14 protein-coding genes are annotated in these 12,750 nt (G+C 62.7%); 11 read left to right on the top strand and 3 right to left on the bottom strand.

All coding sequences use genetic code 11. The annotated features are described in order from the left end of the window. Window positions 1-165 precede the first annotated feature (165 nt). Window positions 166-1,017, top strand: a complete 852-nt coding sequence (locus PG898_RS03675) for a recombinase family protein (RefSeq protein ID WP_010792468.1) — start codon at window positions 166-168, stop codon at window positions 1,015-1,017. Between the two features lie 27 nt (window positions 1,018-1,044). Here the strand turns inward: PG898_RS03675 and PG898_RS03670 are convergent, their stop codons facing one another. Then, window positions 1,045-1,479, bottom strand: a complete 435-nt coding sequence (locus PG898_RS03670) for a mercury resistance transcriptional regulator MerR (RefSeq protein WP_000414383.1) — start codon at window positions 1,477-1,479, stop codon at window positions 1,045-1,047. Between the two features lie 71 nt (window positions 1,480-1,550). Here PG898_RS03670 and PG898_RS03665 point away from each other — a divergent pair, with 71 nt between their 5' ends. The 8 genes from PG898_RS03665 to PG898_RS03625 all read left to right on the top strand — a co-directional run bounded on the left by PG898_RS03665 (window position 1,551) and on the right by PG898_RS03625 (window position 9,257). Continuing rightward, complete coding sequence (locus PG898_RS03665; RefSeq protein WP_001294666.1) at window positions 1,551-1,901, top strand: mercuric transport protein MerT; 351 nt, start codon at window positions 1,551-1,553, stop codon at window positions 1,899-1,901. 15 nt (window positions 1,902-1,916) lie between these two features. Next, a complete protein-coding gene (gene merP / locus PG898_RS03660; protein ID WP_000732290.1) occupies window positions 1,917-2,192 on the top strand; it encodes a mercury resistance system periplasmic binding protein MerP in 276 nt (91 codons plus the stop codon). 71 nt (window positions 2,193-2,263) lie between these two features. After that, window positions 2,264-3,949 (top strand): mercury(II) reductase, encoded by a 1,686-nt coding sequence (merA, locus tag PG898_RS03655; protein ID WP_003090700.1) that lies wholly within the window; start codon window positions 2,264-2,266, stop codon window positions 3,947-3,949. A 17-nt stretch (window positions 3,950-3,966) separates the two neighbouring features. Continuing rightward, window positions 3,967-4,332 (top strand): mercury resistance co-regulator MerD, encoded by a 366-nt coding sequence (gene merD, locus PG898_RS03650; protein ID WP_003090698.1) that lies wholly within the window; start codon window positions 3,967-3,969, stop codon window positions 4,330-4,332. After that, window positions 4,329-4,565 carry a broad-spectrum mercury transporter MerE gene (gene merE, locus PG898_RS03645; RefSeq protein ID WP_003090697.1) on the top strand — a complete coding sequence of 79 codons (237 nt, stop codon included), beginning with the start codon at window positions 4,329-4,331 and terminating at the stop codon, window positions 4,563-4,565. The genes merD and merE overlap by 4 nt, the downstream gene beginning before the upstream one ends. Then, a complete protein-coding gene (locus PG898_RS03640) occupies window positions 4,562-5,551 on the top strand; it encodes a DUF3330 domain-containing protein (protein WP_010792470.1) in 990 nt (329 codons plus the stop codon). The genes merE and PG898_RS03640 overlap by 4 nt, the downstream gene beginning before the upstream one ends. A 175-nt stretch (window positions 5,552-5,726) precedes the next feature. Beyond that, a complete protein-coding gene (locus tag PG898_RS03630; RefSeq protein WP_270830625.1) occupies window positions 5,727-6,287 on the top strand; it encodes a recombinase family protein in 561 nt (186 codons plus the stop codon). 3 nt (window positions 6,288-6,290) lie between these two features. Further along, on the top strand, window positions 6,291-9,257 hold the full coding sequence (locus tag PG898_RS03625; RefSeq protein ID WP_033991895.1) for a Tn3-like element TnAs1 family transposase: 2,967 nt from the start codon (window positions 6,291-6,293) through the stop codon (window positions 9,255-9,257). A gap of 146 nt (window positions 9,258-9,403) precedes the next feature. Here the strand turns inward: PG898_RS03625 and PG898_RS03620 are convergent, their stop codons facing one another. Together PG898_RS03620 and PG898_RS03615 are read right to left on the bottom strand one after the other, a co-directional pair. Beyond that, the gene (locus PG898_RS03620; protein ID WP_226172882.1) at window positions 9,404-10,681 is read right to left on the bottom strand and encodes a tyrosine-type recombinase/integrase; all 1,278 of its coding nucleotides are present in this window, start codon (window positions 10,679-10,681) and stop codon (window positions 9,404-9,406) included. Window positions 10,682-10,969: 288 nt separating this feature from the next. Next, a complete protein-coding gene (locus PG898_RS03615; protein WP_139750698.1) occupies window positions 10,970-11,275 on the bottom strand; it encodes a YebG family protein in 306 nt (101 codons plus the stop codon). 224 nt (window positions 11,276-11,499) lie between these two features. On the opposite strand from PG898_RS03615, the gene PG898_RS03610 reads away from it, so the two are divergent. Together PG898_RS03610 and PG898_RS03605 are read left to right on the top strand one after the other, a co-directional pair. Further along, on the top strand, window positions 11,500-12,144 hold the full coding sequence (locus PG898_RS03610) for a paraquat-inducible protein A (protein ID WP_270823558.1): 645 nt from the start codon (window positions 11,500-11,502) through the stop codon (window positions 12,142-12,144). After that, window positions 12,122-12,730 (top strand): paraquat-inducible protein A, encoded by a 609-nt coding sequence (locus PG898_RS03605; RefSeq protein ID WP_270823557.1) that lies wholly within the window; start codon window positions 12,122-12,124, stop codon window positions 12,728-12,730. Before PG898_RS03610 ends, PG898_RS03605 begins: the two co-directional genes overlap by 23 nt. Window positions 12,731-12,750 lie beyond the last annotated feature (20 nt).

Here is a 12,750-nt window from a genome sequence, read left to right as displayed (position 1 = left end):
CTGATGGATCCAACCCCTCCGCTGCTATAGTGCAGTCGGCTTCTGACGTTCAGTGCAGCCGTCTTCTGAAAACGACACCACCCTGCCCTTTCCCTGGCGTTTTTTGTCGCGTGTTTTAGTTGCATGAAATAGAATACTTGCGACTAGAACCGGAGACATTACGCCATGAAAGACAAGAGCGCCGCCGCTGGCCTGCTGCTGGGATATGCCCGCGTCAGCACCGACGACCAGGACTTGACCAACCAACGCGCCGAGCTGCACGCCGCAGGCTGCACGCGCATCTTTGCCGAGAAGATCACCGGCACCAGGCGCGACAGGCCCGAGCTGGCCCGCGTGCTCGATCACTTGCGCCCTGGCGATGTTGTGACTGTGACCAGGCTTGACCGCCTGGCCCGCAGCACCCGCGACCTGCTGGACATTGCCGAGCGTATCCAGGCGGTCGGCGCGGGTTTGCGCAGCCTGGCCGAGCCGTGGGCCGACACCACCACCCCGGCCGGCCGCATGGTTCTGACCGTGTTTGCCGGCATCGCCGAGTTCGAGCGTTCCCTAATCATCGACCGCACCAGGAACGGCCGGGAAGCGGCCAAGGCCCGAGGCGTGAAGTTCGGCCCGCGCCCTACCCTCACCCCGGCGCAGATCGAGCACGCCCGCGAGCTGATCGACCGTGACGGCCGGACGGTGAAGGAAGCGGCCGAGCTGCTGGCCGTGCATCGTTCGACCCTTTACCGGGCGCTGGCGCGTGGCGAGGAAGTGACAAAGACCGAGGCCCGCCGACGTGGTGCGTTCGCCGAGGACGCATTGAGCGAAGCCGACGCCCTGGCGGCCGTCGATGATGAACGCCAGGAAGAAGGCCCCGCGTTCCTCGATGGCGACGGCCCGGCCGCCGACCTGCCGCCGCCGCCGTATCGAACGCAGAGCCTGCCGCAAATCCTGGCGGCCCTCCCCGATGACGAGCTGGCGAGCTGGCCCGGTGAGCTGGCCGACCAGGAGGGGGTCGTCTCAGAAAACGGAAAATAAAGCACGCTAAGGCGTAACTACCCTCGGCTACACCGCGTCGGCACCACGCGGCTCTTTCTCCCCTTGCAGCGAAGCAATCAGCGGGCAAGAAACGTTCCCTTGCCGCGCATGGCAGGCGAACACAAGTTCGGATAGCACGGTTTCCATGCGCGCCAGGTCGGTCATTTTTTCGCGCACGTCCTGAAGCTTGTGCTCGGCCAGGCTGCTGGCTTCCTCGCAGTGGGTGCCGTCATCCAGCCTCAGCAGCTCTGCGATCTCGTCGAGGCTGAATCCGAGCCGCTGGGCTGATTTCACGAAGCGCACCCGCGTCACATCCGCCTCGCCATAGCGGCGGATGCTGCCATAGGGCTTGTCCGGCTCCGGCAACAAGCCCTTGCGCTGATAGAACCGGATTGTTTCCACGTTGACCCCGGCCGCCTTGGCGAAAACGCCAATAGTCAGATTCTCCAAATTTTTTTCCATATCGCTTGACTCCGTACATTGGTACGGAAGTAAGCTTAAGCTATCCAATCCAGATTTGAAAGGACAAGCGTATGTCTGAACCTCAAAACGGGCGCGGGGCGCTCTTCACTGGCGGGCTAGCCGCCATCCTCGCCTCGGCTTGCTGCCTGGGGCCGCTGGTTCTGATCGCCCTGGGGTTCAGCGGCGCTTGGATCGGCAACTTGACGGTGTTGGAACCTTATCGCCCGATCTTCATCGGCGCGGCGTTGGTGGCGCTGTTTTTCGCCTGGCGGCGCATCTACCGACCGGCGCAAGCCTGCAAACCAGGGGATGTGTGTGCGATTCCCCAAGTGCGCGCTACTTACAAGCTCATTTTCTGGGTCGTGGCCGCGCTGGTTCTGGTCGCGCTCGGATTTCCCTACGTCATGCCATTTTTCTATTAATCACAGGAGTTCATCATGAAAAAACTGTTTGCCTCTCTCGCCATCGCTGCCGTTGTTGCCCCCGTGTGGGCCGCCACCCAGACCGTCACGCTGTCCGTACCGGGCATGACCTGCTCCGCTTGTCCGATCACCGTCAAGAAGGCGATTTCCAAGGTCGAAGGCGTCAGCAAAGTTAACGTGACCTTCGAGACACGCGAAGCGGTTGTCACCTTCGATGATGCCAAGACCAGCGTGCAGAAGCTGACCAAGGCCACCGAAGACGCAGGCTATCCGTCCAGCGTCAAGAAGTGAGGCACTGAAAACGGCAGCGCAGCACATCTGACGCCCTTGTCTGCTACCACAAACGAAAAAGGATCTGTCGCATGACCCATCTAAAAATCACCGGCATGACCTGCGACTCGTGCGCGGCGCACGTCAAGGAAGCGCTGGAAAAAGTACCCGGCGTCCAATCTGCCATAGTGTCCTATGCCAAGGGCGCGGCCCAGCTCGCCCTTGATCCAGGCACAGCGCCGGACGCACTGACCGCCGCCGTGGCTGGCCTGGGCTACAAAGCGATGCTCGCCGATGCCCCGCCGACCGACAACCGCACTGGGCTGTTCGACAAGGTGCGCGGCTGGATGGGTGCCGCCGACAAGGGCAGCGGCGGCGAGCGCCCGTTGCAAGTCGCCGTGATCGGCAGCGGTGGAGCCGCGATGGCGGCAGCACTGAAGGCCGTCGAGCAAGGCGCGCAGGTCACGCTGATTGAGCGCGGCACCATCGGCGGCACCTGCGTCAACGTCGGTTGTGTGCCGTCCAAGATCATGATCCGCGCCGCCCACATCGCCCATCTGCGCCGGGAAAGCCCATTCGACGGCGGCATGCCACCCACACCGCCGACGATCTTGCGCGAGCGGCTGCTGGCCCAGCAGCAGGCCCGTGTCGAAGAACTCCGTCATGCCAAGTACGAAGGCATCCTGGACGGCAATTCAGCCATCACCGTTCTGCACGGTGAAGCGCGTTTCAAGGACGACCAGAGCCTTATCGTTAGTTTGAACGAGGGTGGTGAGCGCGTCGTGATGTTCGACCGCTGCCTGGTCGCCACGGGTGCCAGTCCGGCCATGCCGCCGATTCCGGGCCTGAAAGAGTCACCCTACTGGACTTCGACCGAGGCCTTGGTCAGCGACACCATTCCCGAACGCCTGGCCGTCATCGGCTCGTCGGTGGTGGCGCTGGAACTGGCGCAAGCCTTCGCCCGGCTGGGTAGCCAGGTCACGATCCTTGCGCGCAGCACGCTGTTCTTCCGCGAAGACCCTGCCATCGGCGAGGCCGTCACAGCCGCCTTCCGTGCCGAAGGAATCAAGGTACTGGAACATACGCAAGCCAGCCAAGTCGCCCATGTGGACGGCGAATTCGTGCTGACCACTGGACAGGGCGAAGTGCGCGCCGACAAGCTGCTGGTCGCCACCGGCCGGACACCGAACACGCGCAGCCTGGCATTGGAAGCGGCGGGGGTAGCCGTCAATGCGCAGGGGGCCATCGTCATCGACAAGGGCATGCGCACCAGTAGCCCGAACATCTACGCGGCCGGCGACTGCACCGACCAGCCGCAGTTCGTCTATGTGGCGGCAGCGGCCGGCACTCGTGCGGCCATTAACATGACCGGCGGCGACGCCGCCATCAATCTGACCGCGATGCCGGCCGTGGTGTTCACCGACCCGCAAGTGGCGACCGTGGGCTACAGCGAGGCGGAAGCGCACCACGATGGCATCGAAACCGACAGCCGCACGCTGACGCTCGACAACGTGCCGCGTGCGCTCGCCAACTTCGATACCCGCGGCTTCATCAAGCTGGTCATCGAGGAAGGCAGCGGACGGCTGATTGGCGTACAGGTGGTGGCCCCGGAAGCGGGCGAACTGATCCAGACGGCTGTTCTCGCCATTCGCAACCGCATGACGGTGCAGGAACTAGCCGACCAGTTGTTCCCCTACCTAACGATGGTCGAGGGCTTGAAGCTCGCGGCGCAGACCTTCAGCAAGGACGTGAAGCAACTGTCCTGCTGCGCCGGATAAGGAAAAGGAGGTGTTCGATGAACGCCTACACAGTGTCCCGACTGGCCCTTGAGGCCGGGGTGAGCGTGCATATCGTGCGCGACTACCTGCTGCGCGGATTGCTGCGGCCAGTCGCCTGCACCACGGGCGGCTACGGCTTGTTCGATGACGCCGCCTTGCAGCGGCTGTGCTTTGTGCGGGCCGCTTTTGAGGCGGGCATCGGCCTGGACGCATTGGCGCGGTTGTGCCGGGCGCTGGATGCGGCGGACTGCGATGAAACAGCCGCACAGCTTGCCGTGCTGAGTCAGTTCGTCGAACGCCGACGCGAAGCGTTGGCCGATCTGGAAGTGCAGTTGGCCGCGATGCCGACCGCGCCGGCCCAGCAAGCGGAGAGTCTGCCATGAACAGCCCCGAGCGCTTGCCGACCGAGACACACAAGCCGTTCACCGGCTACCTGTGGGGTGCGCTGGCGGTGCTCACCTGTCCCTGTCATTTGCCGATTCTCGCCATTGTGCTGGCCGGCACGACGGCCGGCGCGTTCATCGGCGAGCACTGGGGTATTGCAGCCCTCACGCTGACCGGCTTGTTTGTCCTGTCTGTGACGCGGCTGCTGCGGGCCTTCAGAGGTCGATCATGAGCGCTTCCCAGCCAATTGAATGGACAGTGGCGCAACTGGCGCAGGCGGTCGAGCGCGGGCAGCTTGAGCTGCACTACCAGCCGATTGTCGATTTGCGCAGTGAGCAGATTGTCGGCGCGGAAGCCCTGTTGCGCTGGCGTCATCCGACGCTCGGACTGTTGCCGCCGGGCCAGTTCCTGCCCGTGATCGAATCGTCCGGCCTGATGCCGGAAATCGGCGCATGGGTGCTGGGCGCAGCCTGCCGTCAAATGCGCGACTGGCGGGTGCTGGCATGGCAACCGTTCCGGCTGGCCGTCAATGTTGCGGCGAGCCAAGTGGGGCCAGATTTCGACAAGTGGGTAAAGGGCGTGCTGGCCGATGCCGGGTTGCCCGCCGCGTATCTTGAAATTGAGCTGACCGAATCGGTTGCGTTCGGTGATCCGGCGATCTTCCCCGCCCTGGAAGCTTTGCGACAGATCGGTGTGCGCTTCGCCGCCGACGACTTCGGCACCGGCTATTCCTGCCTGCAACACCTGAAATGCTGCCCCATCAGCACGCTCAAGATCGACCAATCGTTTGTCGCCGGACTCGCCAACGACCACCGCGACCAGACCATCGTGCGCACCGTGATTCAGCTTGCGCATGGGCTTGGCATGGAAGTAGTGGCCGAAGGCGTGGAAACATCGGCGAGTCTTGATTTGTTGCGACAAGCGGACTGCGACACAGGACAAGGCTTCCTGTTCGCCAAGCCGATGCCGGCGGCGGCATTCGCCGTCTTCGTCAGTCAATGGAGGGGTGCCACCATGAATGCAAATGATCCGACTGCCACCAGTTGCTGCGTGTGCTGCAAGGAAATCCCGCTCGATGCCGCCTTCACCCCGGAAGGCGCGGAATACGTCGAGCACTTCTGCGGGCTGGAGTGCTATCAGCGCTTCCAGGCGCGCGCCAAGACCGGGAGCGAAACCGATGCCGATCCGAACGCCTGCGACTCATCACTGTCAGACTGAGGCATACCCTAACTGGATGTCAGGCAGGGCCGCGCCGCTTCGTCAGAATAGAGTCATCTTTCGCATTTTTTGACACATGCCTGCGAAGGTCATAGATTTCAGCCTGACAGAAACGGGGTTTGAGGCACAACGGAACAGAAGGAGCACTTAAGCCGCCTTCAACCAAGGAGACATCGTGCAGGGGCACCGCATCGGCTACGTCCGGGTCAGCAGCTTATACCAGAACCCGGAACGCCAGCTGGAACAGACAAAGGTGAGCAAGGTGTTCACCGACAAGGCATCGGGCAAGGACACCCAGCGCCCCCAGCTCGAAGCGCTGCTGAGCTTCGTCCGCGAAGGCGATACAGTGGTGGTGCACAGCATGGACCGGCTGGCCCGCAACCTCGATGACCTGCGTCGCTTGGTACAGAAGCTGACTCAACGCGGCGTGCGCATCGAGTTCCTGAAGGAGGGCCTGGTGTTCACTGGCGAGGACTCGCCGATGGCCAACCTGATGCTGTCGGTGATGGGGGCCTTCGCTGAGTTCGAGCGCGCCCTGATCCGCGAGCGGCAGCGTGAGGGCATCACCTTGGCCAAGCAGCGTGGCGCGTACCGGGGCCGCAAGAAAGCCCTGTCCGATGAGCAGGCTGCTACCCTGCGGCAGCGAGCGACGGCCGGCGAGCCCAAGGCGCAGCTTGCCCGCGAGTTCAACATCAGCCGGGAAACCCTCTACCAGTACCTCCGCACGGACGACTGACACATGCCGCGTCGCTTGATCCTCTCGGCCACGGAGCGGGGCACCCTGCTCGCGTTGCCAGAAAGCCAGGATGACCTGATCCGCTACTACACCTTCAACGACTCCGACCTGTCGCTGATCCGTCAGCGGCGCGGCGACGCCAACCGCCTCGGCTTCGCCGTGCAGCTCTGCCTGCTGCGCTACCCCGGCTACGCGCTGGGCACTGACAGCGAGCTGCCCGAGCCGGTCATCCTGTGGGTGGCCAAGCAAATCCAGGCCGATCCGACGAGCTGGGCAAAGTACGGCGAGCGCGACGTGACCCGTCGCGAGCACGCCCTGGAGCTGCGCACCTACCTGCAACTGGCCCCGTTCGGCCTGTCCGACTTCCGCGCCTTGGTGCGTGAGTTGACCGAACTGGCCCAGCAGACCGACAAGAGCTTGTTGCTGGCCGGTCAGGCGCTGGAGAGCCTGCGGCAGAAGCGGCGCATCCTGCCGGCGCTGAGCGTGATTGACCGGGCCTGCTCGGAAGCCATTGCGCGGGCCAATCGGCGGGTCTACCGCGCCTTGGTTGAACCGCTCACGGACTCGCATCGGGCCAAGCTAGACGAGCTGTTGAAGCTCAAGGCCGGCAGCAGCATCACCTGGTTGACCTGGCTGCGCCAGGCACCGCTGAAACCCAACTCTCGGCACATGCTTGAGCACATCGAGCGGCTGAAGACATTTCAGCTGGTGGACTTGCCCGAAGTCCTGGGCCGGCACATCCACCAGAACCGCCTGCTCAAGCTGGCCCGCGAGGGTGGGCAGATGACGCCCAAAGACCTCGGCAAGTTCGAGCCGCAGCGGCGCTATGCGACCCTGGCCGCCGTGGTGCTGGAGAGCACTGCAACCGTGATTGATGAGCTGGTGGATCTGCACGACCGCATCCTAGTCAAGCTGTTCAGCGGCGCGAAGCACAAGCATCAGCAGCAGTTCCAGAAGCAGGGCAAGGCGATCAACGACAAGGTGCGCCTGTACTCCAAGATCGGCCAGGCGCTGCTGGAGGCCAAGGAAGCCGGCAGCGACCCCTATGCCGCCATCGAGGCGGTGATTCCCTGGGACGAGTTCACCGAGAGCGTCAGCGAAGCCGAGCTGCTGGCCCGGCCGGAGGGCTTCGACCACCTGCACCTAGTCGGCGAGAACTTCGCCACCCTGCGCCGCTACACGCCGGCTCTGCTGGAGGTATTGGAGCTGCGCGCCGCCCCGGCCGCGCAGGGCGTGCTGGCAGCCGTGCAGACGCTGCGCGAGATGAACGCCGACAACCTGCGCAAGGTGCCGGCCGATGCTCCCACCGCCTTCATCAAGCCGCGCTGGAAGCCACTGGTGATCACCCCGGAAGGCCTCGACCGGCGCTTCTACGAAATCTGCGCCCTGTCCGAGCTGAAGAACGCCCTGCGCTCCGGCGACATCTGGGTCAAGGGCTCGCGGCAGTTCCGCGACTTCGACGACTACCTGCTGCTGGCCGAGAAGTTCGCCGCGCTCAAGCGGGAACAGGCCCTGCCGCTGGCGATCAACCCGAACAGCGACCAGTATCTGGAAGAGCGCTTGCAGCTGCTGGACGAGCAGTTGGCCACTGTCGCCCGCCTGGCCAAGGACAACGAGCTGCCCGATGCCATCCTCACCGAGTCCGGGTTGAAGATCACCCCGCTAGATGCGGCGGTGCCGGATCGGGCGCAGGCGCTGATCGACCAGACCAGTCAGTTACTGCCGCGCATCAAGATCACCGAACTGCTGATGGACGTGGACGACTGGACGGGCTTCAGCCGCCACTTCACCCACCTGAAGGACGGGGCCGAGGCCAAAGACCGGACGTTGCTGCTGTCCGCGATTCTCGGTGATGCAATCAACCTCGGGCTGACCAAGATGGCCGAGTCGAGCCCCGGACTGACCTACGCCAAGCTGTCCTGGCTGCAAGCGTGGCACATCCGCGACGAAACCTACTCGGCGGCCCTGGCTGAGTTGGTCAACCACCAGTACCGCCATGCCTTTGCCGCCCACTGGGGCGATGGCACCACCTCGTCCTCCGATGGCCAGCGCTTCCGCGCGGGCGGCCGGGGCGAAAGCACCGGGCACGTCAACCCGAAGTACGGCAGCGAGCCAGGACGGCTGTTCTACACCCACATCTCCGACCAATACGCGCCGTTCAGCACACGCGTGGTGAATGTCGGCGTCCGCGATTCCACCTATGTGCTCGACGGCCTGCTGTACCACGAGTCCGACCTGCGGATCGAGGAGCACTACACCGACACGGCCGGCTTCACCGATCACGTCTTTGCCCTGATGCACCTGCTAGGCTTCCGCTTCGCGCCGCGCATCCGCGACCTCGGCGAAACCAAGCTGTACGTGCCGCAGGGCGTGCAAGCCTACCCGACGTTGCGCCCGCTGATCGGTGGCACCCTGAACATCAAGCACGTGCGCGCTCATTGGGACGACATCCTGCGCCTGGCCAGCTCGATCAAGCAGGGCACCGTTACCGCCTCGCTGATGCTGCGCAAGCTCGGCAGCTATCCGCGTCAGAACGGCCTGGCTGTCGCCCTGCGCGAGCTGGGCCGGATCGAGCGCACGCTGTTCATCCTGGACTGGCTGCAAAGTGTTGAACTGCGCCGCCGCGTGCATGCCGGCCTGAACAAAGGTGAGGCGCGCAACTCGCTGGCCAGGGCGGTGTTCTTCAACCGCCTTGGGGAAATCAGGGATCGGAGCTTCGAGCAGCAGCGCTACCGGGCCAGCGGCCTCAACCTGGTGACGGCGGCTATCGTGCTGTGGAACACGGTGTACCTGGAACGCGCCACCCAGGGGTTGGTCGAGGCCGGCAAGCCGGTGGACGGCGAGCTGCTGCAATTCCTGTCGCCGCTGGGCTGGGAGCACATCAACCTAACCGGCGATTACGTCTGGCGGCAGAGCCGCAGACTGGAAGACGGGAAGTTTCGGCCCTTACGGATGCCCGGAAAACCTTAGCGTACGATTTTTTCCGAATTCTGCGGGCTCCCCTAAACGCGACATTATGCGCGGTTAGGTTGATGGGTGACTGGCAGGCATATTTTCCCGCAATCTGACACTTGGCCGATACACTGATGCTTTTTGCGCAGTCTGCGTACCGGCACTCATTCATGCAGGAGATTCAGAGGCTTATGGTTGGCACTCTCGTGCCGCTCGATGTTGCCGGTGTGCAGGTATTTGGAGGTGGTGTCTATGCTGTCGTGTCCAGCGTCGGCTTGCACGTGTGACAGCGGCCGGCCATGCAGATTGATGTCGTGGGTGATGCCGGTATGGCGGATGGAGTGTGGCGTCAGGGTGCGCATCTCGGCGGCATCCTGAGCAAAGCCATCCTGCTCGGCCAGGTTGGCGGCATGCTCGAAGACCGCCATCACCAGGTCCCGCAGTTGGCGGATGCCGAGATTGGCATTGAGCTCGCCTTGCTCACGGCCATGGGCGGCCGCCTTGTGGCGCACGAAGAGCGGCGTCTGTTCGCCCGGGGCTGGCAGCGGCGAGAGCCCAAGAAAGGTGCGATAGCGTGCCAATGCATCCAGCAAGGCTTGTGAGACGGCCACTGTGCGGCGTTTGCCACCCTTGCTGCGCGGTATGTCATAACCCCAGACCCCGGTCTTGCTGTCGCGGCGAAACTGGCTCATGACGGGGCTGAAGCCCGGTCTGGCCGCCACCTCGGAGATACGCAGATAACAGGCGTACATGAGGCAGATGAGAAACCGGCTGCGTTCATGCTGGGCCGGGCATTCGGTTGCCAGCTGTTCGGCAGCCTGCATCACATAGGACCACTGCAATTCGGTAAAGGACTGGGCCTCTTCACCGGCGTCCTGGCTGTTCGGCCGCTTTACCCGTTGCAGCAAGAGTGCTGGATTGCGGTCTATGTACTCCTCCTGGATCAGGAATTGAAAGAAGGCCGACAGTATGGCGAGCTTGGTTTTCATCGCTTGCTCGCTCAGGCGATATGGCAGCTCGCGGCCCAGTTCCCGCTTGCCGAGAAACGGTCGCCACAAGGGGTTGGGCAGCCGCTCTCCCCACTCCTTGTCGAGCACGAACTGGGCTACGTTTCGGTATGCGATCAGCGCCTGTGGCGGTGCCTGGCAGTAGTCGAGGTAGCGCATCATGATGCGCCTGGTGAGGTCCTTGGGGCTGATGGCCACTTCGCAGAAACACCAATGCAGGAAGGTGGTCAGCTCGCTGCGGTAGGTCTTGTAGTTGTTCTCGCTGTGGCGTTGCTCCAGCAGCCAGTCGACGGTCAGCTCATAGACGAGGCCGGCATCGGGGACATTGCCCAGGCTGAGGGTGGCCAGATACTGGTTGACCTGGGGGTTGCCCGCCTCCAGATGGAGCAGATTATCGAACAGCGGCATGGCGGGCGGCAGTGACGGATGAGTCATGATGGTGCTTGTGAGTCTTGTTGAGTGAGGCTGGCCCGGTGCCGCGCAATCCTGATGCCGATAAATGGGGTTATCGGCATCAGGGGATACCAGATGGCGCGAGGATGTGTCGTCGAGGGTCTCCTGACAGACACCGGTCAAGATGGAACACGGTATTTATTCAATGAATATGCACTCTTGTTGGAGATTCCTCGGGGTAAATAGCGACAAGAATGACTGGAAATGGGCCCTGCATGAATATTGTGGTGCGGGGCTCAGGGCTGGATGCCCTGCCCCGTCCTTTCCTTGTCAGGCTACGCTCTTGAGGGATTTTCCCTTGGGCTTCTCGGCGTCCACCTTGTCTTCCTTGGGGCTGATCCCCTGCCCCTTGCCACCGCGCAGCACGTTTTGCAGCAGATCCCGCTGCTCGGCCAGGTAAAAGGCCAGGCTCTCCTGCTGCTCGGGCGCCAGCTGGACAGGCGCTCCGGCCAGCAGCGTCATCAGTTCATCGGCGGTATCCAGCAGCTTGTCATAGGCATCCGCCTCTTTCTTGCTGGCAAAGGTCATCTTCTCCACTCCCCCACGCACGACAACATACTTGATCTCAACGGCCATAGTGGCGTACTCCTCATGATAGTGACTGCAAGTATATGTATGAATATACAGTGTTGCAAATATCACTCAGGATCCGCCAACGCGCCCTCTGTCCCGTGTTTCTTTCTATTGCCCTGGGAGTTGGCAGGCCGGGCCATCTTTTCTTGGCCAGAGACGGAGCTCCGGCAAGACAGCGAAGGTGTTTTAGGGTAAATTTTATCAATTCCTTCAACAGGTTGAATCGTATGTCGGATCCCCACTCCGTGATCGTCTGCCCGGCGTGTGACTTGCTGATCGAACGCAAGCTGTTGCCCCTGCGTCGTCACGCCCATTGTCCTCGCTGTCACCAGCATCTCTATGGTCGCTATGCCTTTCGTCCTTCCCAGTTGATGGCCCTCACCATCACCGGCTTCCTGCTGCTGCCCTCCACCCTCTTCGAACCCCTGCTCTACCTGCGCCTGGCCGGTGTCAATTCCGATGCCAACCTGCTCAAAGGCATTCTGATGCTGTTTGGGGAGGGCGAACTCTGGGTGGCGAGCCTGGTGCTCTGGTGCGCAGTGCTGGCGCCAGTGGGGCTGCTGCTCGGCATCTTTGCGCTCGCCTCCGGCCTTGCCAAGCGCTGGCACATACTGGCCCCGACGCTCAAGGCCGTAGAGGTGTTCCGGCATTGGGCCATGCTGGAGGTCTACATCGTCAGTCTGATGGTCGCCCTGTTCAAGCTCATTGACATCGCCGACGTGCGTCTGGGGGGCGGCCTGCTCAGCCTGGGAATCTTGATGCTGCTCAACATGACGCTGCTGATCCTCTTTGATCCTGCCCCCTATTGGGAGAAGATACCGCTACAAAACGCCTCGCAGGAGCCGGATCATGATCCCGCCCAGCGCCCGTGAACTGGGGCTTTGCCGCTGCCACACCTGCGGCCTACTGGTGCGTTACCAGAGCGCCATGAGTTGCCCCCGCTGCCACAGCCCTTTGCAGATGCGGATCCCCCATTCGCTCGCCTGGTCATGGGGGCTGCTGGCGCTCGCCAGCTTCATGTTGCTGCCCGCGAACCTGCTGCCCATCACCCACTTCTACAACAAGGGATTACTGCAGTCCGATACCATTTTCAGCGGTATCATTGCGCTCTATCGCAGCAAGATGTCGGGCATCGCTACCATAGTGCTGACTGCGAGCATCATAGTCCCCATCGGCAAGATACTGGGGCTGGGCTGGATCTGCTGGCAGTTGCAACGCAGCAAACCGGTGCGGCGCAAGCGTCAGCTCATCATGTATCGCATCATCGATTTCATCGGTCGCTGGTCCATGCTGGATCTGTTCGTGATCTCGCTGATGGTGGCTCTGGTGGACCGCGGGGTCTTGCTCAACGTACGGGCCGGGCCTGGGGCAACCGCCTTTGCCGGCGTGGTGATCCTCACCATGATGTCGGCCCGGATGCTAGATACCCGTCTGTTATGGGACAAGGCGGCCCGTTAATGCATTTTTTCTGTATCGGA

It is taken from the genome of Aeromonas sp. QDB31, assembly GCF_027707605.1.
Classification (GTDB): Bacteria; Pseudomonadota; Gammaproteobacteria; order Enterobacterales; family Aeromonadaceae; genus Aeromonas; species Aeromonas media.
This window is presented reverse-complemented; position numbering and strand designations above follow the sequence as displayed.

Excerpts from the sequence above, each read along its gene's own strand:
- PG898_RS03625 (WP_033991895.1), top strand. The coding sequence starts at position 6,291 with ATGCCGCGTCGCTTGATCCTCTCGGCCACGGAGCGGGGCACCCTGCTC.
- PG898_RS03615 (WP_139750698.1), bottom strand. The coding sequence starts at position 11,275 with ATGGCCGTTGAGATCAAGTATGTTGTCGTGCGTGGGGGAGTGGAGAAG.
- PG898_RS03670 (WP_000414383.1), bottom strand. The coding sequence starts at position 1,479 with ATGGAAAAAAATTTGGAGAATCTGACTATTGGCGTTTTCGCCAAGGCG.
- PG898_RS03610 (WP_270823558.1), top strand. The coding sequence starts at position 11,500 with ATGTCGGATCCCCACTCCGTGATCGTCTGCCCGGCGTGTGACTTGCTG.
- merP (WP_000732290.1), top strand. The coding sequence starts at position 1,917 with ATGAAAAAACTGTTTGCCTCTCTCGCCATCGCTGCCGTTGTTGCCCCC.
- PG898_RS03665 (WP_001294666.1), top strand. The coding sequence starts at position 1,551 with ATGTCTGAACCTCAAAACGGGCGCGGGGCGCTCTTCACTGGCGGGCTA.
- merE (WP_003090697.1), top strand. The coding sequence starts at position 4,329 with ATGAACAGCCCCGAGCGCTTGCCGACCGAGACACACAAGCCGTTCACC.
- PG898_RS03620 (WP_226172882.1), bottom strand. The coding sequence starts at position 10,681 with ATGACTCATCCGTCACTGCCGCCCGCCATGCCGCTGTTCGATAATCTG.
- PG898_RS03675 (WP_010792468.1), top strand. The coding sequence starts at position 166 with ATGAAAGACAAGAGCGCCGCCGCTGGCCTGCTGCTGGGATATGCCCGC.
- merA (WP_003090700.1), top strand. The coding sequence starts at position 2,264 with ATGACCCATCTAAAAATCACCGGCATGACCTGCGACTCGTGCGCGGCG.
- PG898_RS03605 (WP_270823557.1), top strand. The coding sequence starts at position 12,122 with ATGATCCCGCCCAGCGCCCGTGAACTGGGGCTTTGCCGCTGCCACACC.
- merD (WP_003090698.1), top strand. The coding sequence starts at position 3,967 with ATGAACGCCTACACAGTGTCCCGACTGGCCCTTGAGGCCGGGGTGAGC.
- PG898_RS03640 (WP_010792470.1), top strand. The coding sequence starts at position 4,562 with ATGAGCGCTTCCCAGCCAATTGAATGGACAGTGGCGCAACTGGCGCAG.